The organism is Stenotrophomonas sp. CASM101, from assembly GCF_049384845.1.
Lineage (GTDB): Bacteria > Pseudomonadota > Gammaproteobacteria > Xanthomonadales > Xanthomonadaceae > Stenotrophomonas > Stenotrophomonas hibiscicola.
The window spans coordinates 41511-64946 of the sequence record NZ_JBMRFR010000019.1 but is presented as its reverse complement, the minus strand read 5'-3'; the positions used below and the strand labels follow the sequence as shown (position 1 = coordinate 64946).

Sequence of the window (23436 nt, the reverse complement as noted above, 5' to 3'; positions counted from 1 at the left end):
TGCTTGGAAAGCTAAGCGCCCTCACCCATGGGGGCTCGGTCGCGCCATCCATGGCGCTCACGCCCCCGCAACCGGACCCACCCCGCCTTCGACAGTTTCCTGCCATCTGTCGGAACGGCGTATTGCTCTGGTGGGTGTCGACCTTGGTCGACACGGTAGATCCACGCCATGCGTGGATCCTTTTCGATCAATTGTCGAAATATTCGATTCCGATGGATTTGATCCACGCAAAGCGTGGATAGACCATCCGTCACCGGAGATCTGTCGAAGGCGGGGCGGTGTGGGTTGGCAGGACCGTTGGCGCCATGGATGGCGCCATCGAGCCCCCATGGGTAAGGGCGCTTTGCTTGCGAAGCACTGCTACGCAAGCGCCCGAACGCCCAGCCGCCAGCGGCTGGGCCGGACCGCGGAGCGGGGTTTACGGCGTGTCCTGCCAACCCACACCGCCCCGCCCAACAAGTAGAAAGCCAGAGCCGCCTTGGCCTTTCGCGTTGCTCCGGTTCGTAGCAGGTGCAGGGCTGCAAGCCCTGCCGAACCCCTAGAACGGAGCCGCAGACTCGAACGCGAGCACCTCGCCCGTCACCGGGTGGGTGAACTGCAGGCTGCACGCATGCAGATGCACGCGCTGCGCCGGTGCCGCGTCATACAGCACGTCGCCAACAATCGGATGGCCAATACTGGCCATGTGCAACCGCAGCTGATGGCTGCGGCCGGTGATCGGTTCCAACGCCACGCGCGTGCGCCGCGCTTCAACATCGCGCACCAGCACGCGCCAACGCGTCAGCGCCGGCTTGCCGCGCTCATGGTCGACCCTCTGCTTCGGCCGGTTCGGCCAGTCCACGATCAGCGGCAGGTCCACTTCGCCGGTGTCGCGTTCGAGCAGCCCCTGCACCACCGCTTCATACCGCTTGCCAACCTGGCGCTGCTCGAACTGCATCGACAACGCCGCCTGCATGTCCTTGCCGCGCGCATGCAGCAGCAGGCCGGAAGTCACCTGGTCCAGGCGGTGCACGGTCAACGCATCCGGATACAGCGCCTGCAGGCGCGCGACCACGCAGTCCTGGTTCTCGGCGCTGCGGCCGGGTACGGACAACAGGCCAGCCGGCTTCTCGGCCACCAGCAGTGCGTCATCGATGTAGTGCAGGTGGATCATGCGGTTCCAGGAATTCCAAATGAAAACGGGGAAGCCGAAGCCTCCCCGCTTTCCGCGTACCAACCAGCGGTCGGTACCTACCTTGATGGAAGACGTACCGTCCGGAGCCGGTACCGCCTGCATCAGCCCAGCAGGTGGGCGACGCCGGCGCGCTCTTCTTCCAGCTCGGCCAGGGTCTTGTCGATGTACTTCTGGCTGAAGTCGTCGATCGGCAGATCCTTGACCAGGGTGTACTTGCCGTTCTCGGTGGTCACGGCAAAACCGAAGATCACGCCTTCCGGAATGCCGTAGGAACCGTCGGACGGCACGCCCATGGTGACCCACTTGCCGTTGCTGCCCAGCACCCAGTCACGCACGTGGTCGATGGCGGCGTTGGCGGCCGAAGCAGCCGAGGACGAGCCGCGGGCTTCGATGATCGCCGCGCCGCGCTTGCCGACGGTCGGGATGAAGGTGTTGGCGTTCCACTCCTGGTCGTTGATCGCATCGGCGATCGACGCACCATCGGCGGTGGCGAAACGGTAGTCCGGGTACATGGTCGGGCTGTGGTTGCCCCACACCACCAGCTTCTCCATGCCACCGACCGGCTTGCCGAGCTTGGCCGACAGCTGGCTCAGCGCGCGGTTGTGGTCCAGGCGCAGCATGGCGGTGAAGTTTTCCGGCTTCAGGTCCGGGGCCGACTTCATGGCGATGTAGGCGTTGGTGTTGGCCGGGTTGCCGACCACCAGCACCTTCACGTCACGGCTGGCGACCTTGTTCAGCGCCGCGCCCTGGGCGGTGAAGATCTTGGCGTTTTCCAGCAGCAGGTCCTTGCGCTCCATGCCCGGGCCGCGCGGACGCGCGCCGACCAGCAGGGCGATGTCGGCGTCCTTGAACGCGACTTCGGCGTCATCGGTGCCGACCATGCCGGCCAGCAGCGGGAAGGCGCAGTCTTCCAGCTCCATCATCACGCCCTTCAGGGCGGCCTGGGCCTTGTCGACCGGCAGTTCCAGCAGCTGCAGGATGACCGGCTGGTCCTTGCCCAGCATTTCGCCGGAGGCGATGCGGAACAGCAGGGCATAACCGATCTGGCCGGCGGCGCCGGTCACGGCAACACGAACGGGTGCTTTCATGGGGGTTTCCTCTTGCTTGCAAGCGTTTGATGGGACGCCGCGGGCGGAGCCACGCAGGCCTGGCGGGCGGCGGGGAACAGGGAAACGGCCACCCGTGGGTGGCCGTTTCGAAGGGGGATCAGGCGGCGAGGTGCTTGTTCCACTCGGCGACGCGGTCGGCCTGGGCGGCCAGCACGGCGTCGACGTCGCCTTCCAGGGTGATCGAATGGATCACGTCGCCCTGCTTGACCGAATCGACGATGGCCTGGCCTTCCAGGACCTTGCCGAAGACGGTGTGGCGGCCGTCCAGCCAATCGGTCTTGATGTGGGTGATGAAGAACTGGCTGCCGTTGGTGTTCGGGCCGGCGTTGGCCATCGACAGCGAGCCGACCTCATGCTTCACGCCATTCTTTTCGTCTTCGAACTTGTAGCCCGGGCCGCCGGTTCCACGGCCCTGCGGGCAGCCGCCCTGGATCATGAAGTCGGCGATCACGCGATGGAAGATCAGGCCGTCATAGAAGCCGTGCTTGACCAGGTTCACGAAGTTGGCCACGGTCAGCGGCGCCTTGTCGGCGAACAGCTCGACCTTGATCGGGCCCTGGGTGGTGTCGAAAGTGGCGATGAGGGACATGAAGATCCTTGATGCAGAGGGGAACGCGTCTAGCCACCTAGTTTACACCTGCCTTGCGGCGGCGGCGGCTTCGACCATGGGCGCAGACCCGGGCTTCAGCCGCCGGCGGGGCAGCCCGCGCGACGGTCTGGCGGCCTCGGCCGTGTGGCGGCCCAGCTGAATGGGCCCCGTGACGGGCGTGAAATCCACCTTTTCGCGAATCGTCAAGTTCGACGTATAATGTTGGACTTCTTTTTCCAAATCCGGCGCCGACTGGCCCCCTTTCGTATGTCCATCGAAAATCTTCGCAACATCGCCATCGTCGCCCACGTCGACCATGGCAAGACCACCCTGGTCGACCAGCTGCTGAAGCAGTCCGGCACCCTGTCCGAGCGTACCGTCCTCGCCGAGCGCGTGATGGACAGCAACGACCAGGAAAAGGAACGCGGCATCACCATCCTGGCCAAGAACACCGCCATCACCTGGGAAGACAAGAAGACCGGCATCAAGAACCGGATCAACATCGTCGACACCCCCGGCCACGCCGACTTCGGCGGTGAGGTCGAGCGCGTGCTGTCGATGGTCGACACCGTGCTGATCCTGGTCGATGCGATGGACGGTCCCATGCCGCAGACCCGCTTCGTTACCCAGAAGGCCTTCGCGATGGGCTTCAAGCCGATCGTCGTGGTCAACAAGGTCGACCGTCCGGGCGCCCGTCCGGAGTGGGTGATCGACCAGGTCTTCGACCTGTTCGACAAGCTCGGTGCCACCAACGAGCAGCTGGACTTCCCGATCGTCTACGCCTCGGGCCTGAATGGCTACGCCGGCCTGGAAGACACCGTGCGCGACGGCGACATGACCCCGCTGTACGAAGCGATCATGAAGCACGCGCCGAAGCCGGAAGTGGACCCGGAAGGCCCGTTCCAGATGCGCATCAGCCAGCTGGACTACAACAACTTCGTGGGCGTGATCGGCATCGGCCGCATCCAGCGCGGCACCCTGAAGAAAAACATGCAGGTCGCGGTCATCGACCGTGAAGGCAAGAAGCGCAACGGCAAGGTGCTGCAGGTGCTGGGCTTCATGGGCCTGGAGCGCATCGAGCAGGATTCGGCCGAGGCCGGCGACATCGTGGCCATCTCCGGCATCCAGGAGCTGACCATCTCCGACACCATCTGCGCACCGGACTTCCCGGAAGCCCTGCCGGCACTGACCGTCGACGAGCCGACCATCTCGATGACCTTCCAGGTGAACAACTCGCCGTTCGCAGGCAACAAGGACCTGTCCGGTGGCAAGTTCCTGACCAGCCGCCAGATCAAGGACCGCCTGGACCGTGAAAAGGTCCACAACGTGGCCCTGAAGGTCGAGCAGCTGGAAGACGCCGACAAGTTCCTGGTCTCCGGCCGTGGCGAACTGCACCTGTCGGTGCTGATCGAGAACATGCGCCGCGAAGGCTACGAGCTGGCCGTGTCGCGCCCGGAAGTGATCATCAAGGAAATCGACGGCCAGCTGATGGAGCCGATCGAGCAGCTGGTGGTGGACATCGAAGAAGTCCACCAGGGCGGCGTGATGGAAAAGCTGGGCACCCGCAAGGGCCAGTTGAAGAACATGGAATCGGACGGCAAGGGCCGCGTGCGCCTGGAATACCAGATCCCGGCCCGTGGCCTGATTGGTTTCCAGAACGAGTTCAAGACCCTGACCCAGGGTTCGGGCCTGCTGTTCCATGTGTTCGACCACTACGGCCCGAAGGAACAGGGCGCGATCGCCAAGCGCATCAACGGCGTGATGATCGCCAATGCGCCGGGCGTCACCCCGGCCTACTCGCTGGGCCCACTGCAGGAACGCGGCAAGCTCTTCGCCGCCGAAGGTGACAACGTGTATGAAGGCCAGCTGGTCGGCATCCACTCCAAGGACAACGACCTGACCGTCAACGCGATCAAGACCAAGCCGCTGACCAACATGCGCGCTTCGGGCAAGGATGATGCGATCCAGCTGACCCCGGCGATCAAGTACTCGCTGGAACAGGCCCTGGACTTCATCGAAGACGACGAGCTGGTCGAGATCACCCCGAAGGAGATCCGCCTGCGCAAGAAGTTCCTGACCGAGAGCGACCGCAAGAAGGCTTCGCGCGGCGGCTGAGCCAGCACCCCGTGAGCCAGAGCGGCTACAACCCGGATCCACACCGGCATCCGGGCCTGCACGTCATCGCCCTGCTCGAAGCGAGCAAGGCGATGCTGGCACTGTTGGCTGCCACCGGGCTGGAAGTGCTCGGACCGCAGCCGCTGCGGCACGGCATCATGGCCCTGATCCGGCGTTTCAGCCTGGATCCGGACCACGGCACCCTGCCCTCGCTGCTGCACATGATCAGCCCCGACGCGGTCCACCTGGCCGCGGCGGGGATGATCGGTTACGGACTGCTGCACCTGGTCGAAGCCTGGGGCCTGTGGCGGGCCAAGGCCTGGGCCTCCTGGCTGGGTTGCCTGACCGCTGCCCTGTACCTGCCTTTCGACATCTTCGCGATCATCCGCCATCCCGGCTGGCCGTCGTGGACGATCCTGGCCATCAACCTGATCGTGGTCTACGTACTCGCCCGCGACCTGCGCAAGCGCCACCGCTGAGCACTCGCTACACTGGGGATTGGAGCCGACCAAGCCGCCCCATGCGCCCGTCCTTGCCGCCTCTGCTGACCTGCCTGCTCGCCGCGCTGCCGGCGCTGCTTTCGGCTGGCTGCAGCCCGGCCACGCCCAGCGCGCATGCGGCCGAACCTGCGAGCCGCAACGTGCCGTTCCCGTACGCCGAAACCGATATTGCCGACCTGCAGGCGCGGATGACCGCCGGTGAACTGGACAGCACCACCCTGACCCAGGCCTACCTGCAGCGCATCGCCGCCCTGGACCGCGCCGGGCCGCGCCTGCGCGCGGTGATCGAGCTCAACTCCGATGCCCTGAAGGAAGCCGCCGCGCGCGACCGCGAGCGCCGTAGCGGCCACCTGCGCGGCCCGCTGCACGGCATCCCGCTGCTGTTGAAGGACAACATCAACGCCGCGCCGATGGCCACCAGTGCCGGCTCTCTGGCCCTGCAGAGCTTCCGTCCGGACGATGCCTACCTGGTGCGCCGGCTGCGCGATGCCGGCGCCATCGTGCTGGGCAAGACCAACCTCAGCGAATGGGCCAATTTCCGCGGCAATGATTCGATCTCCGGCTGGAGCGCGCGCGGCGGCCAGACCCGCAATCCCTATCGGCTGAGCCATTCGCCCTGTGGCTCCAGCAGCGGCAGCGCGGTAGCCGTGGCCGCCAACCTCGCCAGCGCAGCAATCGGTACCGAAACCGACGGCAGCATCGTCTGCCCGGCGGCGATCAATGGCATCGTCGGCCTCAAGCCGACGGTAGGCCTGGTCAGCCGCGACGGCATCATCCCGATTTCCTTCAGCCAGGACACCGCCGGTCCGATGGCGCGCAGTGTCGCCGACGCTGCCGCCGTGCTGACCGCGATCGCCGGCCGCGATGATGCCGACCCGGCCACCGCGACCATGCCCGGCCGCGCGGTCTACGACTACACCGCGCGACTGGACCCCCAGGGCCTGCGCGGCAAGCGCATCGGACTGCTGCAGACACCCCTGCTGAAGTACCGGGGCATGCCGCCACTGATCGAACAGGCGGCGACCGAGCTGCGTCGCGCCGGCGCCGTGGTGGTGCCGGTGGAGCTGCCCAACCAGGGCGCTTGGGCCGAGGCCGAGCGCACGCTGCTGCTGTACGAATTCAAGGCCGGGCTGGAGCGCTACTTCAGCGCCCATCGCGCCCCGCTGCGCAGCCTGGCCGAACTGATCGCCTTCAACCAGGCGCACAGCAAGCAGGAGCTGGGCCTGTTCGGCCAGGAACTGCTGGTGGCGGCCGACGCCACCGCCGGCCTGGCCGACCCGGCCTATATCCGCGCGCGCAGCGATGCACGCCGGTTGGCGGGCCCGGAAGGCATTGACGCTGCCCTCGCCGCCCACCAGCTTGATGCGCTGGTGGCCCCCACCACCGGCGTGGCGTGGCCGATCCGCAGCGAAGGCGACGATTTCCCCGGCGAGAGCTACAGCGCTGCCGCTGTGGCTGGCTATCCCAGCCTGACTGTGCCGATGGGCCAGATCAACGGCCTTCCCGTCGGCCTGCTGTTCATGGGCACCGCCTGGAGCGAGCCGAAGCTGATCGAGATGGCCTACGCCTACGAGCAGCGCACGCGCGCACGGCGCCCGCCGCACTTCGATACCGACGCGCTGATCGACGCTGGCGAGCCGTGATCGTGTTTCTGTAGAGCCGAGCCCACGCTCGGCTTCAACGGAAAATCGAAAGCAACCGAGCATGGCTCGGCTCTACAGCGGCTGGTCGGGCTCCGCTGGCACGATCGCCGCCTCACCGTCTTCAGCCCCCGGCGAACGCACATCTGCAGTGCGTGCACGAGGACCACGCGGCATGTCCAGCTCGTCTGCATGCTGCAGTCGCGCACGCACCTGCGGCAGCGACTGCGGATGCTCACGCGCGAGGAAATCGAGCATGCGCTCGCGTACCAGGCAACGCAGGTCGAACGCGTCGCCGGAGCTGCGCGCACTGACCAGCAGGCGGATCTGGATTGCACGCTCACTGGTTTCAGTCACCTGGGTCACGCAGACTCGGCCATCCCACAACGCTTCGCCCCGGCAGATGCGCTCCAGTTCAGCACGGATCGCCGCAATCGGGGCACGATAATCCAGCCACAGGAAGGCTGTGCCGAGCAGGTCGGCACTACGCCGCGTCCAGTTCTGGAACGGGTTCTCGATGAACCAGGTCAACGGCACCACCATCCGCCGCTCATCCCAGATACGCACCACCACGTAACTGCTTCCGATCTCCTCGATGCGTCCCCACTCGCCTTCCACGATCACCACGTCATCCAGGCGGATCGGCTGCGTCAACGCGATCTGCAGGCCGGCGATCAGGTTGCCGAACACCGGCTTGGCCGCGATACCGGCCACCAGGCCGATCAGGCCGGCCGAGGCCAGCAGCGCGGTACCGATCTTCTGCACCATCGGAAACGTCAGCAGCACCAGCGATGCGCCCAGCACGATGATGCCGCCCATCAGCACCCGGCTGAGCACGCGCGTCTGGGTCTGGATGCGGCGCGCCTCCAGATTGTCGGAGACATCAATGGGATGGCTGCGCAGGATTGCGCGCTCGCCCGCCGCCACCGCACGTACCAGCAACCAGATGAAGCAGGCAGTCAACGCGATGTGCAGCACATGCTGCAGATGGCCCAGCAACGGATCCTGCAGCGGCGTGGCCTGCAGGGCGGGAATCAACAGCAGCAACGGCCACGCGGTGGCCATCGGCAGGCCGAGCACGCGCCCGATGCGCGCGCGCCGTCGATCACGCCCTTTCAGCCGGTGATAGATCCACAGGATCAGCCACGCGCCGATGCCCCCCACCAATGCGGCCAAACCCAATGGCCATGCATAGGCCTGCATGTGCTCCCAAGGCACTCTTGCCACCTCCACGTGAAAGCGTGAACGGACAGCCTCGCGCATGGCGCATGAGCGTCACGTCAGTCGTTCGTAAGGAGGGTGTTGATCGGCAGGGCTCGCAGCCCTGCACCTGCTGCGAGCCGAAGCAACAGCAACAGCCGAAGCAGAAGCGGGTTTCCGTGGGGTGGCGGGGCGGTGTGGGTGGGCAGGACCGTTGGCGCCATGGATGGCGCCATCGAGCCCCCATGGATGGGTTTACGGCGTGTCCTGACCACCCACACCGCCCCGCCACCCCACGGAATGCCGCTTCGGCTTTTGCCGTTGATTGCAGCAGGTGCAGGGCTGCAAGCCCTGCCGAAAAACCCTTACCGCACTTGCTCCTGCTTGCGTACGATCGCCATCGCGATCTCCAGCGACTGCTCGTAGTTCAACCGCGGGTCCACCGTTGAACGATACGCGCGCTCCAGGTCGCGCTCGGTCAGTTCGCGCGCGCCGCCGATGCACTCGGTCACGTCCTCGCCGGTCAGTTCCAGATGCACACCGCCCAGGCGCGTACCGGCGGCCGCATGCAGGTCGAACGACATCTCCACCTCGCCACGCACGTTGTCGAAGCGACGTGTCTTGAAACCGTTGGCGGTGCTTTCGGTATTGCCATGCATCGCATCGCACACCCACAGCACGCGGCGACCATCACGCTTGACCGCGTCCAGCAGCGGCGGCAGTTTCTCGGCGATCTGCGCGGCACCCATGCGGTGGATGAAGCTCAGGCGGCCCGGCTCGTCATGCGGGTTGAGCACATCGATCAGGCGCAGCAGCTGGTCCGGCGTCACCGACGGGCCCACCTTGATCGCAATCGGATTGCGCACGCCACGCAGGTATTCCACGTGCGCGCCATCCAGCGCAGCCGTGCGCATGCCGATCCACGGGTAATGCGTGCTCAGGTTCAACCAGCCCTGCTGGCGGGGCACCTGGCGGGTCAGTGCCTGCTCGTACGGCAACAGCAGCGCTTCATGCGAGGTGTAGAAGTCGATGCGGTTGAGGTTGTGCACGCGGGCCCCGGCCAACGTCTCCATGAAATGCACGGCATCGCCGATCGAGGCCACCATCTTCTGGTACTCGGCGGCCAGCGGCGAATGGCTCACCCATTCCAGGTTCCAGTACTCGGGGTGGTGCAGGTCGGCGAAACCACCATCGATCAGCGCCCGTACGAAGTTCATCGTCATCGCCGAATGCGCGTGCGCCTGCAGCATCCGCTTCGGGTCCGGCAGGCGCGCGGCTTCGGTAAACGCCGGGGCATTGATCACGTCACCGCGGTAGCTGGGCAGGGTCACGCCGTCACGGGTCTCGGTGTCGGCCGAACGCGGCTTGGCGTACTGGCCGGCGAAGCGACCCACGCGGATCACCGGCTGGCGCAGCCCATGCACCAGCACCAGGCTCATCTGCAGCAGCACCTTCAGGCGGTTGGAGATGGTGCCCGATTCGCAGTCGCTGAAGTTCTCGGCGCAGTCGCCGCCCTGCAGCAGGAAGCGCTTGCCCTCCTGGGCCTCCGCCAACTGCTGCTTCAGGGCCAGGATCTCCCACGAGGTGACCAGCGGCGGCAGCCGCTTCAGCTCGTGCAGGGCAGCGTCCAGCGCCACCGGGTCCGGGTAGGTCGGCATCTGCAGCGCGGTCTTGCCACGCCAGCTCTCCGGCGACCAGGCAGCGCCGGTGGCGGCTGCGACGGGATCGGGGACAGGCGAAACGGCGGACAGGCTCATTGCAGGCATCCGGAGGTGGGGGACGTTCATGGTCGCAGAGCCGACCGCTGTCGCAAAGGGCCGAACGGCGTCTGCACATGACTGAACGCCGGGGAAAGGGCATCGCGATTGGCCAAAAGCGGCATGCCCACGGCCAGCCGGTCAGGCGCATGATTCGCCACGCACTGTTACGAAGTAACACTCAATCCCCAATGGCCCCTTCCACAGCCTATCCGCCATGAAGCCCTCCCTGCTTGCTACCGGCATCACCTTCGCCCTGACCCTGGCCAGCCTGCCTTCCCTCGCCGTGGCCGCCGATGCCGCCGCTCCCGTGAAGGACCTCGACGCGGTCACCGTCCACGCCCAGCTCGACCAGGCCCGCAACACGCTGTCGCCGGACATCGGCAGCAGCCAGTACCAGATCACCGCCGAGGACATCCAGAAGCAGCCGCTGGGCGCCTCCGCGCCGCTCAGCCAGGTGCTGCTGCAGGCGCCCGGCGTGGTCCAGGATTCCTACGGCGGCGTGCACGTGCGCGGCGACCACGCCAATCTGCAGTACCGCATCAACGGCGTGCTGCTGCCCGAATCGATCTCGGGCTTCGGCCAGACGCTGGATGCACGCACCATCAAGAGCATCCGCCTGATGGATGGCGCGCTGCCGGCGCAGTTCGGCGAGCGCACCGCTGCAGTGGTCGACATCACCACCCGCAGCGGCGCCGAGCTCGGCAACAGCGGCAGCGCCGGGCTGGCCGCAGGCTCGTTCGGCAAGATCAATCCCAACGCCTCGTGGTGGGGCAACCAGGGGCGCTGGAGCTGGTTCCTGACTGGCAACTACGACCAGAACGAGGTTGGCCTGGAGAACCCGACCCGCTCGCGCAAGCCGCTGCACGACGACACCCACCAGGGCAAAGCGTTCGCTGACCTTACCTACCTCGTCAACGAGAACACCCGCCTGAGCGTGTTCGCCGGCTTTGCCAACAATCGCTTCCAGATCCCGGTCAACCCCGGGCAGACGCCGCAGTTCGGTTACCTCGATACCACCACCTTCGACTCCAGCCAGCTGGATGAAACCCAGCGCGAGGCCACCCGCTTCGGCATGCTGGTGCTGCAGGGCACGTTGGGCAGCACCGCATATCAGCTCTCGGCCGGGCAGCGCTACAGCGATGTGGCATTCCATCCGGATGTCGTCGGCGACCTGGTGTTCAGTGGCGTCGCCTCGCAGGTGCAACGCAGCAACCGCGCCAACACGCTGCAGGCCGATTTCTCCACCCCACTGGGCAACGACCACACGCTGCGCTATGGCCTGTACGGCAACTACGAGAATGCGCGGGCCAGCAACAGCAGCTGGGTGTTTCCGGTCGATGACGCCGGCCAGCAGTCCAGCACCACACCGCTGCTGATACCTGACCGCAGTGCCTTCCATGCCAGCACGCTGGCGCTGTACGTGCAGGATGAATGGAAGATCGGCGACGACTGGACCGTCAACTACGGCCTGCGCGGAGATCGCTACAAGGCCTTTGGCCACACCGAGGGCCAGCTCAGCCCCCGCATGGGAGTGGTCTGGAATGCCAGCGACAGCACCACCGTGCATGCCGGCTATTCGCGTTACTTCACGCCACCGGCCAGTGAGCTGATCGCCAGCAGCGATATCGCCCTATACGACGGCACCACCAACCAGCAGCCCAGCGGCGGCAACAACACGCCACTGGCCGAACGCAGCGACTACTACGACATCGGCGTGTCGCAGCAGGTGGGCGACCACCTCACCCTGGGCTTGGACGCCTACGATCGCCGCGTTGCGCGCCTGCAGGACGAAGGCCAGTTCGGCGCCGCCTACATCTACTCGACGTTCAACTATCGCCGTGGCCACATCCGTGGGCTGGAGTTCAGTGCCGACTACAGCAACGGCCCGTTCAGCGCCTACTTCAACGCGGCGTACAACAAGGCCATCGGCACCCAGGTGATCACCAGCCAGTACAACCTCGATCCGGACGCGCTGGCCTATGTGGCCGACCACTGGATCCACCTCGACCACGACCAGAAACTGACCTCATCGGGTGGCTTCAGCTACGCCTTTGCCGGACACAACCGGATCGGTGCCAACTACGTGTTCGGCAGCGGCCTGCGTTCGGACATCGAGGGCGTACCCAACGGCGGCGAGCTGCCGTCGTACCTGCAGGTGAACCTCAGCGCCGGGCACGACTTCAATGCCGACAGCGGCCATCCGTTGCACGTCCAACTGGCCGTGATCAACGCACTGGATCGCAGCTACCAGCTGCGCGACGGTGGCGGTGTCGGCGTCTTCGCCCCGCAGTGGGGACCGCGCCGAGGTGCTTACCTGAGCCTGCAGCAGGATTTCTGAGGTAGCGCCGGCCGCTGGCCGGTATTCCCACGGTGTGCCGGCCAGCGGCCGGCACTACCCTGCGTTCAGCGCTTGACCCTGCGCAGCGACACCACCAGCGCCCACAGCGCCAGCAGCACGAACCACACGCCCGACCACATCGGCATGGTCAGGCCCAGGAAGGTCCAGTCGATGTTGCCGCAGTTGCCGGTACCGGTGAGCACCGTGCGGAACACTTCCAGCGGCCCCATGGTCTCGCGCAGGAAGCTCAGCGGCGGGCCGCAGGTCGCGCCCATCTCCGGCGGCAGCATCTGCACGTAGACGTGGCGCGCGGCAATGCCGACGCCTACCGCGGCGGCAATGAAGGCGAGAATCCCGTAGGTCGCGCGTCCCGGGCGGTTGGACGGCCCGTGCAGCGCACCGATCAGGAACAGCAGGCCCAGCGCGGCGAAGGCCAGCCGCTGGAAGATGCACAGCGGACACGGCTCCAGGCCCATCTTGAGCTGCAGGAAGATCGCGTAGCCGAGCAGGCCCGCGCAGATCAGGAAGCCCAGGAAGAACTGGGCGCGGAAGGGCCAGCGCAGTGGATTCATCGTCAACGCTCGAATGGATCAGGGCGCCAAGCGTAACCGAGAGCGCGCGCCATTCGAACCGCCACAGGTGACGCCTGTCGGAACGGTGCGGGTCGCATTGTGCCGCAGGTAGCGCCGGGCCATGCCCGGCGAGCGTAGCGGATACGGAAACGCCGGGCATGGCCCGGCGCTACCAGAACGCAAAAGCCCGGCAGAGGCCGGGCTTTCGCTGTGTCGCGTTGGAGCGGTCCGATTACTCGGCCACTTCCTCGGCCACGACCGGACGGTCGACCAGCTCGACGTAGGCCATCGGCGCGTTGTCGCCGGCGCGGAAACCGCACTTCAGCAGGCGCAGGTAGCCGCCCGGACGGTTCGCGTAGCGCGGGCCCAGGATGGTGAACAGGTTGCCCACCGCTTCGTTGTCGCGCAGGCGGGCGAAGGCCAGACGGCGGTTGGCGACGGAGTCGACCTTGGCCAGGGTGATCAGCGGCTCGGCAACGCGGCGCAGTTCCTTGGCCTTCGGCAGGGTGGTCTTGATCAGCTCGTGCTTGAACAGCGAGGCGGCCATGTTCTTGAACATCGCTTCGCGGTGGGCGCTGGTGCGGCTGAACTTACGGCCAGACTTCTGGTGACGCATGGTGATATTCCTTGGTTAATGATGAGGCTGTGCGGATCGTTGTCGCCATCCTGGCGTTGCTGCGCGGACTGCGGTTGGTCCTGGCCCTCCGTCCTGGACGGCCTGCCCGCGAACCTGCGGTTCGTCGTGGCGTGTTGTGTTGCGTTGAAGGCTCCACCGCGAACGGTGGAGCCTTCAGGCATTACCGATATCAGCCCAGCATGCCGTGGCTGGCGACGCCGGCCGGCGGCCAGTTCTCCAGCTTCATGCCGAGCGACAGGCCGCGCTGAGCCAGCACTTCCTTGATCTCGGTGAGCGACTTCTTGCCCAGGTTCGGGGTCTTCAGCAGCTCCACTTCGGTCTTCTGGATCAGATCGCCGATGTAGTAGATGCTTTCAGCCTTCAGGCAGTTGGCCGAACGCACGGTCAGCTCCAGATCGTCGATCGGGCGCAGCAGCACCGGATCCACGCCGTTGTTGGCCGGCTTGGCCGCACCGCGGTCGCGGTGGGTGAAGTCACCGAACACCGACAGCTGGTCGCTGAGGATGTCGGCGGCGGTGCGCACGGCTTCCTCGGCATCGATGGTGCCGTTGGTCTCGATATCGATGACCAGCTTGTCCAGGTCGGTACGCTGTTCGACGCGGGCCGCTTCCACGGCATAGGCGACGCGGCGGACCGGCGAGAACGAGGCATCCAGGACCAGGCGGCCGATGGCACGGGTTTCTTCGTCCGGACGACGACGCGCGGCAGCCGGCTGGTAGCCGAAACCACGTTCGATCTTCAGACGCATGTTGATCGCCGTGTCCTTGGTCAGGTGGCAGATCACATGGTCGCCGTTCAGGATCTCCACATTGTGGTCGACCTTGATGTCGGCAGCGGTGACAACGCCCGGGCCCTGCTTGGACAGGGACAGGGTGGCGCTGTCGCCGGAGTGCATACGGATGGCCACGTCCTTCAGGTTCAGCAGGACTTCGAGCACGTCCTCCTGCAGACCTTCGACCGTGGTGTACTCATGCAACACGCCGTCGATTTCGACTTCCGTGATGGCGAAGCCCGGGATGGACGACAGCAGCACGCGACGCAGGGCGTTGCCCAGCGTATGCCCGTAACCCCGCTCCAAAGGTTCGATAACGACCTTTGCACGGGTGTCGGTAAGGCGTTCGATCTGCGGACCGCGAGGACGCAGAACCTGGTTGGCGGTAACCGTCATGTTGCGGGTTCTCCTAGTGAACCCCCGGCCGTCGCCGGGGGCTCTCCAATGTGAATTACTTCGAATACAGCTCGACGATCAGCGCTTCGTTGATGTCCGCAGGCAGATCCGAACGATCCGGAACGGCCTTGAAGATGCCGGTGAACTTGCCGGAATCCACTTCAACCCACGACGGGCTCAGGTCATGCTGGGCGGCGACGGTCAGGGCTTCCTGGACGCGCAGCTGCTTGGCAGCCTTTTCAGACAGGGCGATGGCGTCGCCAGCCTTGACCTGGTACGAAGCCAGGTTGACCGACTTGCCATTCACGGTGACGCCGCGGTGCGACACCAGCTGACGAGCAGCCGGACGGGTCACGGCGAAGCCCATGCGGTAGACGACGTTGTCCAGGCGGGTTTCCAGCAGCTGCAGCAGGTTCTCGCCGGTGTTGCCCTTCTTGGTCGAGGCCTTCTTGTAGTAGTTGCGGAACTGACGCTCCAGCAGGCCGTAGATACGCTTGACCTTCTGCTTTTCACGCAGCTGGGTGGCGTAGTCGGACAGCTTGCCCTTGCGGGCAGTGGCGCCGTGCTGGCCGGGCTTCTGCTCCAGCTTGCACTTGGAGTCCAGCGCACGCGCCGGGCTCTTCAGGGACAGGTCGGCGCCTTCGCGACGGGCGAGCTTACAGGTAGGACCGATATAACGAGCCATTTCTTATCGCTCCCTTTAGACGCGACGCTTCTTCGGCGGACGGCACCCGTTGTGCGGGATAGGCGTCACGTCGATGATGTTGGTGATCTTGTAGCCGACGTTGTTCAGCGAACGCACGGCCGACTCACGGCCCGGACCCGGGCCCTTGATGCGGACTTCCAGCGACTTCACGCCGTAGTCCAGCGCAGCACGACCGGCCTTTTCAGCAGCCACCTGGGCAGCGAACGGGGTCGACTTGCGCGAACCGCGGAAGCCAGCGCCACCGGAGGTCGCCCACGACAGAGCATTGCCCTGGCGGTCGGTGATGGTGACGATGGTGTTGTTGAACGAAGCGTGGACGTGGGCAACGCCGTCGGTGACGACGCGCTTGATCTTCTTCTTGGTCTTAGCAGCGGGCTTAGCCATTTCTCAGTCCCTTACTTCTTGATCGCCTTGCGCGGACCCTTGCGGGTGCGGGCGTTGGTACGGGTGCGCTGGCCACGCAGCGGGAGGCCACGACGGTGACGCAGGCCGCGGTAGCAGCCCAGGTCCATCAGGCGCTTGATCGCGATGCCGATCTCACGGCGCAGATCGCCTTCCACGATGTACTTGCCGACTTCGGCGCGCAGGCGCTCGATTTCCGGCTCCGACAGATCGCGGATCTTGGTGGTCGAAGCAACGCCTGCGACTTCGCAGACCTTCTTCGAACGGGTACGGCCGATGCCGTAAATGCTTTGCAACCCGACCCAGACGTGCTTCTGGGCTGGCAGGTTGACGCCTGCAATACGCGCCATGACGCGGTTCTCCAGCTGAGTGATGGCCGACAGCGCGCCTCGGGCACGCCAATCCGGCAGGATGGATCAAAAAAGTGAACTAGCGATACTAACAAGGTTCCGGTTTACATGGAAGCCCGTGAAACCACTGGTTTCATGAACCCGGCCTGGGGAGTGTGCCCAGGCTCCGGCGCCGGATGGGGTTGGACCCGGGGTATCCCCCGGGGCCGCCCGCGCTACTCCAGCGCGGGACCACCTCATCACACCCCCACCCGGAACCGCTGCGGGGGCCGCCCTTCGTTTGTGTGGCCGGAGTCCGCGAAGCGGAGGGACCATCACGTCAGGAAGACGAAAGTATAACAGGCCAATCAGCCGCGGGCAAAACCGCCGCGGTTGCCGCCCTTCAGGTTGGCCTTCTTCAGCAGGCTCTCGTACTGGTGGGACATCAGGTGCGCCTGCACCTGGGCGATGAAGTCCATCACCACCACCACCACGATCAGCAGCGAAGTACCGCCGAAGTAGAACGAGGCGTTCAGCTGCGTGCGCATCAGTTCCGGCAGCAGGCAGACGATCACCAGGTAGGCCGAGCCGGCCGCGGTCAGGCGGGTCAGCACGCCGTCGATGTAATCGGCGGTGGCCTTGCCCGGACGGATGCCCGGAATCAGCGCGCCCGACTTCTTCAGGTTGTCAGCGGTTTCCTGGGAGTTGAACACCAGCGCGGTATAGAAGAACGCGAAACCGGTGATCAGCGCAGCGAACACGATCATGTGCAGCGGCTCGCCCGGGCCCAGGGCATTGGCGACCTTCTGCAGGACCTGGCCGAAGCTGCTCTGGTTGGCCGCCTGGCCGGACCACATGGCCAGGGTGGCCGGGAAGGCCAGCAGGCTCGAGGCGAAGATTGCCGGAATGACGCCGGCCATGTTGAGCTTCAGCGGCAGGAACGAGGTCTGGTTCATGTACGCGTTGCGACCGCCCTGGCGGCGTGCGTAGTTGACCGTGATCCGGCGCTGGCCACGCTCGACGAACACCACGAAGAAGGTGAACGCGAGCACGACAATGGCGATCAGCAGCAGCTGGATGAACTGGATGTTGCCGTCGCGGTAGGCGTCGAAGGTGTGGATGATCGCACCCGGCAGGCCAGCGACGATACCGGCGAAGATGATCAGCGACACGCCGTTGCCGATGCCGCGCTCGGTGACCTGCTCACCGACCCACATCAGGAACATGGTGCCGGCGGTCAGCGCGACCACGGCGGTGAGCACGAAGCCCATGCCCGGCGCATACACGACCGGAGCGCCCGACGGCGAGACCTGGCCCTGCAGGGCCAGTGCGATCGAACCGCCCTGCACCACTGCCAGCAGCACGGCGCCGATGCGCGAATACTGGGTGATCTTGCGGCGGCCGGACTCACCTTCCTTCTGCATCGCCTTCAGGGCGGGGAAGATGTGCACGGCCAGCTGCATCACGATCGATGCCGAGATGTACGGCATCACGTTCAGCGCGAAGATGCTGAAACGGTGCAGGGCGCCGCCCGAGAACATGTTGAACATGTCCACGATGCCGCCGCCCTGCTGTTGCATCATGGCAAGCATGGCATCGGGATTGACGCCCGGCACCGGCACGTAGCAGCCGATGCGATAGACGATCAAAGCCCCGACGACGAACAGCAAACGTTGGCGAAGTTCAGTGAACTTGCCCATTCCGCCCGCGAGGTTACCGATGCCAGCTTGCGCCATGATTTTCTTACTCCGTTACGCTGCCGCCGGCAGCTTCGATCGCGGCCTTGGCACCCGCCGTGGCAGCAATACCCTTCAGGGTGAACGCCTTGGTCACTTCGCCCTTGACGACGACCTTGGCCTTCTTGGCAGTGCTCGGAACCAGCTTGGCAGCACGCAGGGCGGCGAAGTCGATCTCACCGGCCGGCAGCTTGTCCAGTGCGTACAGCAGCACTTCAGCGGTGTCCTTGGCGATCGGCGAACGGAAGCCGATCTTCGGCAGACGACGCTGCATGGGGGTCTGGCCGCCTTCGAAGCCAGCCTTGATCTTGCCGCCACCCTTGCGGGCGAACGAACCCTTGTGGCCGCGGCCGGCAGTCTTGCCCAGGCCCGAGCCGATACCGCGACCGACGCGGGTACGCTCGGTGCGGGCGCCCGGTGCCGGGCTCAGTTCATTGAGACGCAGAGTCATGGTCGATTACTCCTCAACCTGGACGAGGTACTGAACCTTGTTGATCAGGCCGCGCACCTGCGGGCTGTCCTTCAGTTCACGCACATCGTTGAGCTTGTTCAGGCCCAGCGCACGCACCGACAGGCGGTGACGCGACTGGGTGCCACGCAGGCCACGCACCAGGCGGACCTTGACAGTCTTGTTGGACTCATTAGCCATGGTTGAGTTCCTCCACCTTCTTGCCGCGCTTGGCCGCGATGCGAGCCGGCGACTGTGCAGCAGCCAGGCCCTTCACGGTGGCACGCACCAGGTTGATCGGGTTGCGCGAACCGGTGGCCTTGGCCAGCACGTTCTTCACGCCAACGGCTTCCAGCACGGCGCGCATGGCACCGCCGGCGATCACGCCGGTACCTTCCGAAGCCGGCTGCATGAACACGCGGGCTGCGCCGTGACCATCCTTGATGGTGTGCCACAGGGTGCCGTTGTTCAGGTCAACGCTGACCAGGTTCTTGCGGGCCTGTTCCATCGACTTCTGGATGGCAACCGGCACTTCGCGGGCCTTGCCATAGCCGAAACCGACCTTGCCTTCGCCGTCGCCGACGACGGTCAGGGCGGTGAAGGTGAACTGGCGGCCACCCTTGACGGTCTTGCTGACGCGGTTGACCGCGACCAGCTTTTCGATCATGCCGTCGTCGATCTTCTCTTCGCGGTTACGGTCGCGATCGCGACCCCGCTGCTGACGCTCTTCTGCCATGTTGATTCCTTGGTTGTTTGGGTATGTACGGCTCGAAGCCGCTTATGGTTGTGGCGTGACGCGTTGTTCCGGTGGGCCGCTGCAGAAGAGCGGCGCCGTCCAGCCTCACTCAGGCTGGCGAGCAGGTGGGCAGGAGGCCAATGGCCCCCTGCCCTTGTCCCTTAGAACTGCAGGCCGGCTTCGCGGGCGGCTTCTGCCAGGGCCTTGATGCGGCCGTGGTAGCGGTAGCCCGAACGATCGAAGGCAACCTTCTCGATGCCGGCGGCCTTGGCGCGCTCGGCAACGATGCGGCCAACCTTGGCAGCAGCATCGGCGTTCTTGCCGTTCTTCAGGCCTTCGATGACGTCGGCCTGGGTGGTGTTGGCAGCAGCCAGCACCTTGGAGCCGTCGGCGGTGAAGACCTGGGCGTACAGGTGCTGGCCGGTGCGCAGCACCGACAGGCGGGCGACGCCGAGCTCACGGATGTGGGCACGGGTCGACTTGGCGCGACGCAGGCGGGCGATGTTCTTGTTCATTTTGATTATTCCTTGAAAGCTGAAGGAAGAGCTTTTCCCTGAGAAGTCCGCACAGGGATGTGCGGGCTCTTGCGAGGGACTCGCGCTTATGCCTTCTTGGCTTCCTTACGGATGATGACTTCGTCGGAGTACTTCACGCCCTTGCCCTTGTACGGTTCCGGCTTGCGGAACGCACGGATCTTGGCGGCAACTTCACCGACGACCTGCTTGTCAGCGCCCTGGACCAGGATCTCGGTCTGGGTCGGGGTCGACAGCGTGATGCCTTCCGGCGCCACGAACACGACCGGGTGCGAGAAGCCCAGCGACAGGTTCAGGTCCTTGCCCTGCATGGCAGCGCGGTAACCCACGCCCACCAGCTCCAGCTTGCGCTCGAAGCCTTCGGACACGCCCTTGACCATGTTGGACAGGATCGCACGCACGGTACCGGTCAGTGCGACCAGGTCGGCGCTTTCGGTGCTCAGGGTGGCAACGCCGTTGTCGACGTTGATGGCAATACCGGCCGGCTTGGCCAGCGACAGGGTGCCCTTCGGGCCCTTGGCGGTGACGCTGTCCGACTGGACGTTCAGTTCAACCTTACCCAGGGTAATCGGCTTCTTGGCTACGCGGGACATAGTTCTACTCCTTTCGCCTTAGGCCACGAAGCACAGGACTTCGCCGCCGACGCCCAGCTGGCGCGCCTGCGCATCAGTCATGATGCCCTTGGAGGTGGAAATGATGGAGATACCCAGGCCGTTCATGACCTTCGGCAGCTCGCTCTTGCCGCGGTACTGGCGCAGGCCCGAACGCGAGAAGCGCTTCAGGGTCGCGATGACCGGCTTGCCTTCGAAATACTTCAGCACGATTTCCAGCTCGGACTTGTTGTTTTCCAGCTGGGTCACGCGCAGGTCGGCGATGTAACCCTCGTCCTTCAGGACCTGGGCGATCGCAACCTTGATCTTGGACGACGGGGCTTTCACCGTCTGCTTGCCCACCGCGGCCGCATTCTTGATGCGGACCAGCAGGTCGGCGATGGGATCAGTCATGCTCATATGAGTACCTTTGAGTGCACCGATATCCGCTTTCGCGAAAATCTGTTGTCTCCTGGAAACGGGCCAGGTCCCTTGATGCAGCGGGCCGGAAGCCCACTCCTACGACCCCGTTTGCGCAGGGCAAGACGCGGGAGTATACGCCAAAAGAGCCCGGCTTGCGCCGGGCTCCTCGGTTTTTTTGCGTCGGGAAAGCTGAATGCCTCCCCTGCCCGGTTCAGGAACCCCGAAGGGGCTCCTGAACGCAGGGCCGGCTGGGGTTACCAGCTGGCCTTGCGCAGACCCGGCACGTCGCCACGCATGGTGGCTTCACGCAGCTTGTTACGGCCCAGGCCGAACTTGCTGTAGACGCCACGCGGACGACCCGACAGCTCGCAACGATTACGCTGGCGGCTCGGCGACGAATCGCGCGGCAGCTTGGCCAGCTTGGTTGCGGCCTCGATCTTCTCTTCGTAGGTCGCGTCCACGGAGGACACGATCTTCTTCAGAGCCGCACGCTTTTCAGCGTACTTCTTGGCCAGCTTTTCCCGCTTGATGTCGCGGTTGACCATGGAGGTCTTTGCCATTTCGGTTTCCTCGACAGATCAGTTACGGAACGGGAACTTGAACGCTGCCAGCAGCGCCTTCGCTTCCGCGTCGGTCTTCGCAGTGGTGGTGATGGCGATATCCATGCCGCGGATCGCGTCGACGGCGTCGAAGTCGATTTCCGGGAAGATGATCTGTTCCTTCACACCCATGTTGAAGTTGCCACGGCCGTCGAAGGAACGACCGGAAACACCACGGAAGTCGCGCACGCGCGGCAGCGAGATGTTGATCAGGCGGTCCAGGAACTCGTACATCTTGTGGCGACGCAGCGTGGTCTTGCAGCCGATCGGCCAACCATCACGGATCTTGAACGACGCAACCGAGATACGCGACTTGGTGACAACCGGCTTCTGGCCGGAAATCTTGGTCATGTCCGCGACGGCGTTTTCCAGGATCTTCTTGTTGGTGGCAGCCTCGCCGACACCCATGTTCAGGGTGACCTTGACGAGCTTCGGTACTTCCATCGGATTGGTGTAGCCGAACTGCTTCATCAGCGCCGGCACCACTTCTTCCTTGTAGATCTTTTCGAGACGGGAAGTCATCTTCACATTCCTCAGGCGTCGAGCGCCTCACCGCTGGAGCGGAACACACGCAGTTTGCGTCCATCCTCCAGCACCTTGAAGCCAACGCGTTCGCCCTTGCCCGAAGCCGGGTTCAGCACGTTCACGTTGGAGATATGGATCGAAGCTTCGCGCTCGACCACGCCGCCGGCAACACCTGCCTGCGGGTTCGGCTTGGTGTGGCGCTTGACGATGTTCACGTTGGCGACGACCACACGGTCGCCGTCGACGCGGACGACTTCGCCCTGCTTGCCCTTGTCCTTGCCAGCGTTGACGACAACCTGGTCGCCCTTCTTGATACGGTTAGCCATGATTATCTCCTGTCGCTCACAGCACTTCGGGAGCGAGCGAGACGATCTTCATGAACTTCTCCGAACGAAGTTCACGGGTCACCGGCCCGAAGATACGGGTACCGATCGGCTCCTGCTTGTTGTTCAGCAGGACGGCCGCGTTGCCGTCGAAGCGGATCAGCGAACCGTCGGCGCGACGCACACCCTTGCGGGTACGCACCACGACGGCGTCATACACTTCACCCTTCTTGACCTTGCCGCGCGGAATCGCATCCTTCACGGTGACCTTGATGATGTCGCCGATGCCGGCGTAACGGCGCTTGGAACCACCCAGCACCTTGAAGCACATCACCTGCTTGGCACCCGAATTGTCCGCGACGTCAAGGTAGCTCTGCATCTGGATCATGATTCAGACTCCTTATTCAGCCGCACGCGTGATGACTTCCACCACGCGCCAGTTCTTGGTCTTGGACATCGGAGCAATCTCGGTCACGCGGACGACATCGCCTTCCTTGCAGGCGTTGTCGGCATCGTGGGCGTGCAGCTTGGTCGAGCGCTTGATGTACTTGCCGTACAGCGCGTGCTTGACCTGACGCTCAACCAGGACGGTAACCGTCTTGTCCATCTTGTTGCTGACGACACGGCCTTCGACCGTGCGCAGCGTCTTCTTTTCAGTATTGTCGCTCATAGCGGCCATCCTTACTTCGTGCTGCCGAGCAGGGTCTTGACGCGAGCAATCTCGCGACGGACCCGGCGAATGTCGTGGGTCTTCGGCAGCTGGCCGGTGACCTGCTGCATACGGACAGAGAACTGTTCCTTACGCAGGTCGATCAGGTGGGCCTTGAGTTCGTCAGCCGACTTTTCACGGAGAGTTTTGATATCCATCAGCGCACCGTACGGGTCACGAAAGTGGTGGTGACCGAGAGCTTGGCGGCGGCCAGGCGGAACGCCTCGCGAGCCACTTCCTCGGAAACACCCTCGATTTCATAGATCATGCGGCCGGGCTGGATCTGGGCCACCCAGTATTCCACGTTACCCTTACCCGAACCCATTCGGACTTCGATGGGCTTCTTGGTGATGGGCTTGTCGGGGAACACGCGGATCCACATCTTGCCGCCGCGCTTGACGTAGCGGCTGATCGAGCGGCGGGCCGCTTCGATCTGGCGCGCGGTCAGCTGACCGTGTGCGGTTGCCTTCAGGCCGTATTCGCCGAAGCTGACAGCGTTGGCGCTCCAGCTCAGGCCATCGTTACGGCCCTTGTGTACCTTGCGGTACTTGGTTCGCTTGGGTTGCAACATTGTC

The 23436-nt window shown here is 64.7% G+C and carries 29 protein-coding genes; 4 read left to right on the top strand and 25 right to left on the bottom strand.

What is annotated here, in order from left to right:
* Positions 1 to 538 precede the first annotated feature (538 nt).
* The 3 genes from VG543_RS18805 to VG543_RS18795 form a co-directional block, all read right to left on the bottom strand.
* On the bottom strand, positions 539 to 1153 hold the full coding sequence (locus VG543_RS18805; RefSeq protein ID WP_423177766.1) for an RluA family pseudouridine synthase: 615 nt from the start codon (positions 1151 to 1153) through the stop codon (positions 539 to 541).
* Between the two features lie 122 nt (positions 1154 to 1275).
* Complete coding sequence (locus VG543_RS18800; RefSeq protein WP_005415428.1) at positions 1276 to 2262, bottom strand: malate dehydrogenase; 987 nt, start codon at positions 2260 to 2262, stop codon at positions 1276 to 1278.
* Positions 2263 to 2380: 118 nt separating this feature from the next.
* Entirely contained in the window at positions 2381 to 2872 is a 492-nt protein-coding gene (locus VG543_RS18795) for a peptidylprolyl isomerase (RefSeq protein ID WP_005408225.1), read from the bottom strand.
* Positions 2873 to 3139: 267 nt separating this feature from the next.
* Here VG543_RS18795 and typA point away from each other — a divergent pair, with 267 nt between their 5' ends.
* From typA to VG543_RS18780, 3 genes are read left to right on the top strand one after another with little or no spacing between them, the layout of a single operon-like run.
* A complete protein-coding gene (typA, locus tag VG543_RS18790) occupies positions 3140 to 4987 on the top strand; it encodes a translational GTPase TypA (protein WP_026346967.1) in 1848 nt (615 codons plus the stop codon).
* 11 nt (positions 4988 to 4998) lie between these two features.
* Positions 4999 to 5466, top strand: a complete 468-nt coding sequence (locus tag VG543_RS18785; protein ID WP_019659569.1) for a DUF2127 domain-containing protein — start codon at positions 4999 to 5001, stop codon at positions 5464 to 5466.
* A gap of 41 nt (positions 5467 to 5507) precedes the next feature.
* The gene (locus VG543_RS18780; RefSeq protein WP_019659570.1) at positions 5508 to 7130 is read left to right on the top strand and encodes an amidase; all 1623 of its coding nucleotides are present in this window, start codon (positions 5508 to 5510) and stop codon (positions 7128 to 7130) included.
* 72 nt (positions 7131 to 7202) lie between these two features.
* Here the strand turns inward: VG543_RS18780 and VG543_RS18775 are convergent, their stop codons facing one another.
* Positions 7203 to 8390, bottom strand: coding sequence for a mechanosensitive ion channel family protein (locus VG543_RS18775; RefSeq protein ID WP_423177768.1), 1188 nt, complete (start codon positions 8388 to 8390; stop codon positions 7203 to 7205).
* A 302-nt stretch (positions 8391 to 8692) separates the two neighbouring features.
* Positions 8693 to 10084 (bottom strand): class II 3-deoxy-7-phosphoheptulonate synthase, encoded by a 1392-nt coding sequence (locus VG543_RS18770; RefSeq protein ID WP_019659572.1) that lies wholly within the window; start codon positions 10082 to 10084, stop codon positions 8693 to 8695.
* 217 nt (positions 10085 to 10301) lie between these two features.
* On the opposite strand from VG543_RS18770, the gene VG543_RS18765 reads away from it, so the two are divergent.
* Positions 10302 to 12425 (top strand): TonB-dependent receptor, encoded by a 2124-nt coding sequence (locus VG543_RS18765; RefSeq protein WP_423177770.1) that lies wholly within the window; start codon positions 10302 to 10304, stop codon positions 12423 to 12425.
* Between the two features lie 65 nt (positions 12426 to 12490).
* Here VG543_RS18765 and VG543_RS18760 read toward each other — a convergent pair whose 3' ends face one another.
* The 20 genes from VG543_RS18760 to rplP all read right to left on the bottom strand — a co-directional run bounded on the left by VG543_RS18760 (position 12491) and on the right by rplP (position 23432).
* A complete protein-coding gene (locus VG543_RS18760) occupies positions 12491 to 12997 on the bottom strand; it encodes a disulfide bond formation protein B (protein ID WP_058980348.1) in 507 nt (168 codons plus the stop codon).
* Between the two features lie 232 nt (positions 12998 to 13229).
* On the bottom strand, positions 13230 to 13613 hold the full coding sequence (rplQ, locus tag VG543_RS18755; RefSeq protein WP_005408217.1) for a 50S ribosomal protein L17: 384 nt from the start codon (positions 13611 to 13613) through the stop codon (positions 13230 to 13232).
* Between the two features lie 190 nt (positions 13614 to 13803).
* Complete coding sequence (locus VG543_RS18750) at positions 13804 to 14802, bottom strand: DNA-directed RNA polymerase subunit alpha (protein ID WP_005408216.1); 999 nt, start codon at positions 14800 to 14802, stop codon at positions 13804 to 13806.
* Between the two features lie 55 nt (positions 14803 to 14857).
* Positions 14858 to 15487, bottom strand: coding sequence for a 30S ribosomal protein S4 (rpsD, locus tag VG543_RS18745; protein ID WP_004145446.1), 630 nt, complete (start codon positions 15485 to 15487; stop codon positions 14858 to 14860).
* Positions 15488 to 15502: 15 nt separating this feature from the next.
* Positions 15503 to 15892, bottom strand: a complete 390-nt coding sequence (rpsK, locus tag VG543_RS18740; protein ID WP_004145443.1) for a 30S ribosomal protein S11 — start codon at positions 15890 to 15892, stop codon at positions 15503 to 15505.
* Between the two features lie 11 nt (positions 15893 to 15903).
* Positions 15904 to 16260: a 30S ribosomal protein S13 gene (gene rpsM, locus VG543_RS18735; protein WP_004154500.1), complete on the bottom strand. Its 357-nt coding sequence runs from the start codon at positions 16258 to 16260 to the stop codon at positions 15904 to 15906.
* Between the two features lie 347 nt (positions 16261 to 16607).
* Positions 16608 to 17975, bottom strand: coding sequence for a preprotein translocase subunit SecY (gene secY, locus VG543_RS18730; RefSeq protein WP_005408215.1), 1368 nt, complete (start codon positions 17973 to 17975; stop codon positions 16608 to 16610).
* Between the two features lie 7 nt (positions 17976 to 17982).
* Complete coding sequence (gene rplO, locus VG543_RS18725; RefSeq protein ID WP_004154498.1) at positions 17983 to 18426, bottom strand: 50S ribosomal protein L15; 444 nt, start codon at positions 18424 to 18426, stop codon at positions 17983 to 17985.
* A 6-nt stretch (positions 18427 to 18432) separates the two neighbouring features.
* On the bottom strand, positions 18433 to 18624 hold the full coding sequence (gene rpmD, locus VG543_RS18720) for a 50S ribosomal protein L30 (RefSeq protein WP_005408214.1): 192 nt from the start codon (positions 18622 to 18624) through the stop codon (positions 18433 to 18435).
* Positions 18617 to 19159, bottom strand: a complete 543-nt coding sequence (rpsE, locus tag VG543_RS18715) for a 30S ribosomal protein S5 (protein ID WP_004154496.1) — start codon at positions 19157 to 19159, stop codon at positions 18617 to 18619. The genes rpmD and rpsE overlap by 8 nt, the downstream gene beginning before the upstream one ends.
* Before the next feature lie 161 nt (positions 19160 to 19320).
* Positions 19321 to 19680 (bottom strand): 50S ribosomal protein L18, encoded by a 360-nt coding sequence (gene rplR, locus VG543_RS18710; RefSeq protein WP_026346969.1) that lies wholly within the window; start codon positions 19678 to 19680, stop codon positions 19321 to 19323.
* Between the two features lie 80 nt (positions 19681 to 19760).
* Positions 19761 to 20285, bottom strand: coding sequence for a 50S ribosomal protein L6 (gene rplF / locus VG543_RS18705; protein WP_019659576.1), 525 nt, complete (start codon positions 20283 to 20285; stop codon positions 19761 to 19763).
* A gap of 18 nt (positions 20286 to 20303) precedes the next feature.
* Positions 20304 to 20702 (bottom strand): 30S ribosomal protein S8, encoded by a 399-nt coding sequence (gene rpsH, locus VG543_RS18700; RefSeq protein WP_021204581.1) that lies wholly within the window; start codon positions 20700 to 20702, stop codon positions 20304 to 20306.
* A gap of 257 nt (positions 20703 to 20959) precedes the next feature.
* Positions 20960 to 21265: a 30S ribosomal protein S14 gene (gene rpsN / locus VG543_RS18695; protein WP_019659577.1), complete on the bottom strand. Its 306-nt coding sequence runs from the start codon at positions 21263 to 21265 to the stop codon at positions 20960 to 20962.
* 18 nt (positions 21266 to 21283) lie between these two features.
* Positions 21284 to 21826, bottom strand: coding sequence for a 50S ribosomal protein L5 (gene rplE, locus VG543_RS18690; RefSeq protein WP_005415416.1), 543 nt, complete (start codon positions 21824 to 21826; stop codon positions 21284 to 21286).
* 11 nt (positions 21827 to 21837) lie between these two features.
* Positions 21838 to 22155 carry a 50S ribosomal protein L24 gene (gene rplX / locus VG543_RS18685; protein WP_004154490.1) on the bottom strand — a complete coding sequence of 106 codons (318 nt, stop codon included), beginning with the start codon at positions 22153 to 22155 and terminating at the stop codon, positions 21838 to 21840.
* A gap of 16 nt (positions 22156 to 22171) precedes the next feature.
* Positions 22172 to 22540 (bottom strand): 50S ribosomal protein L14, encoded by a 369-nt coding sequence (gene rplN, locus VG543_RS18680; protein WP_010483978.1) that lies wholly within the window; start codon positions 22538 to 22540, stop codon positions 22172 to 22174.
* 12 nt (positions 22541 to 22552) lie between these two features.
* Positions 22553 to 22822 (bottom strand): 30S ribosomal protein S17, encoded by a 270-nt coding sequence (gene rpsQ, locus VG543_RS18675; protein WP_004154489.1) that lies wholly within the window; start codon positions 22820 to 22822, stop codon positions 22553 to 22555.
* Between the two features lie 11 nt (positions 22823 to 22833).
* Entirely contained in the window at positions 22834 to 23019 is a 186-nt protein-coding gene (gene rpmC, locus VG543_RS18670) for a 50S ribosomal protein L29 (protein WP_004154487.1), read from the bottom strand.
* On the bottom strand, positions 23019 to 23432 hold the full coding sequence (rplP, locus tag VG543_RS18665) for a 50S ribosomal protein L16 (protein ID WP_004154486.1): 414 nt from the start codon (positions 23430 to 23432) through the stop codon (positions 23019 to 23021). Before rplP ends, rpmC begins: the two co-directional genes overlap by 1 nt.
* Between the last annotated feature and the right edge of the window lie 4 nt (positions 23433 to 23436).

Bases quoted from the DNA above. Each gene is read 5' to 3' on its own strand.
- VG543_RS18760 (WP_058980348.1), bottom strand. From the start codon at position 12,997: ATGAATCCACTGCGCTGGCCCTTCCGCGCCCAGTTCTTCCTGGGCTTC.
- VG543_RS18780 (WP_019659570.1), top strand. From the start codon at position 5,508: ATGCGCCCGTCCTTGCCGCCTCTGCTGACCTGCCTGCTCGCCGCGCTG.
- rplO (WP_004154498.1), bottom strand. From the start codon at position 18,426: ATGACTCTGCGTCTCAATGAACTGAGCCCGGCACCGGGCGCCCGCACC.
- VG543_RS18765 (WP_423177770.1), top strand. From the start codon at position 10,302: ATGAAGCCCTCCCTGCTTGCTACCGGCATCACCTTCGCCCTGACCCTG.
- VG543_RS18805 (WP_423177766.1), bottom strand. From the start codon at position 1,153: ATGATCCACCTGCACTACATCGATGACGCACTGCTGGTGGCCGAGAAG.
- VG543_RS18775 (WP_423177768.1), bottom strand. From the start codon at position 8,390: ATGCGCGAGGCTGTCCGTTCACGCTTTCACGTGGAGGTGGCAAGAGTG.
- rpsH (WP_021204581.1), bottom strand. From the start codon at position 20,702: ATGAGCATGACTGATCCCATCGCCGACCTGCTGGTCCGCATCAAGAAT.
- rplF (WP_019659576.1), bottom strand. From the start codon at position 20,285: ATGTCCCGCGTAGCCAAGAAGCCGATTACCCTGGGTAAGGTTGAACTG.
- rpsM (WP_004154500.1), bottom strand. From the start codon at position 16,260: ATGGCGCGTATTGCAGGCGTCAACCTGCCAGCCCAGAAGCACGTCTGG.
- rplX (WP_004154490.1), bottom strand. From the start codon at position 22,155: ATGGCTAACCGTATCAAGAAGGGCGACCAGGTTGTCGTCAACGCTGGC.
- rplQ (WP_005408217.1), bottom strand. From the start codon at position 13,613: ATGCGTCACCAGAAGTCTGGCCGTAAGTTCAGCCGCACCAGCGCCCAC.
- rpsN (WP_019659577.1), bottom strand. From the start codon at position 21,265: ATGGCAAAGACCTCCATGGTCAACCGCGACATCAAGCGGGAAAAGCTG.
- VG543_RS18795 (WP_005408225.1), bottom strand. From the start codon at position 2,872: ATGTCCCTCATCGCCACTTTCGACACCACCCAGGGCCCGATCAAGGTC.
- rpsQ (WP_004154489.1), bottom strand. From the start codon at position 22,822: ATGAGCGACAATACTGAAAAGAAGACGCTGCGCACGGTCGAAGGCCGT.
- secY (WP_005408215.1), bottom strand. From the start codon at position 17,975: ATGGCGCAAGCTGGCATCGGTAACCTCGCGGGCGGAATGGGCAAGTTC.
- rplN (WP_010483978.1), bottom strand. From the start codon at position 22,540: ATGATCCAGATGCAGAGCTACCTTGACGTCGCGGACAATTCGGGTGCC.
- rplP (WP_004154486.1), bottom strand. From the start codon at position 23,432: ATGTTGCAACCCAAGCGAACCAAGTACCGCAAGGTACACAAGGGCCGT.
- VG543_RS18750 (WP_005408216.1), bottom strand. From the start codon at position 14,802: ATGACGGTTACCGCCAACCAGGTTCTGCGTCCTCGCGGTCCGCAGATC.
- rpsD (WP_004145446.1), bottom strand. From the start codon at position 15,487: ATGGCTCGTTATATCGGTCCTACCTGTAAGCTCGCCCGTCGCGAAGGC.
- typA (WP_026346967.1), top strand. From the start codon at position 3,140: ATGTCCATCGAAAATCTTCGCAACATCGCCATCGTCGCCCACGTCGAC.
- rpsK (WP_004145443.1), bottom strand. From the start codon at position 15,892: ATGGCTAAGCCCGCTGCTAAGACCAAGAAGAAGATCAAGCGCGTCGTC.
- rpmD (WP_005408214.1), bottom strand. From the start codon at position 18,624: ATGGCTAATGAGTCCAACAAGACTGTCAAGGTCCGCCTGGTGCGTGGC.
- VG543_RS18800 (WP_005415428.1), bottom strand. From the start codon at position 2,262: ATGAAAGCACCCGTTCGTGTTGCCGTGACCGGCGCCGCCGGCCAGATC.
- rpsE (WP_004154496.1), bottom strand. From the start codon at position 19,159: ATGGCAGAAGAGCGTCAGCAGCGGGGTCGCGATCGCGACCGTAACCGC.
- VG543_RS18770 (WP_019659572.1), bottom strand. From the start codon at position 10,084: ATGAGCCTGTCCGCCGTTTCGCCTGTCCCCGATCCCGTCGCAGCCGCC.
- rpmC (WP_004154487.1), bottom strand. From the start codon at position 23,019: ATGGATATCAAAACTCTCCGTGAAAAGTCGGCTGACGAACTCAAGGCC.
- rplE (WP_005415416.1), bottom strand. From the start codon at position 21,826: ATGACTTCCCGTCTCGAAAAGATCTACAAGGAAGAAGTGGTGCCGGCG.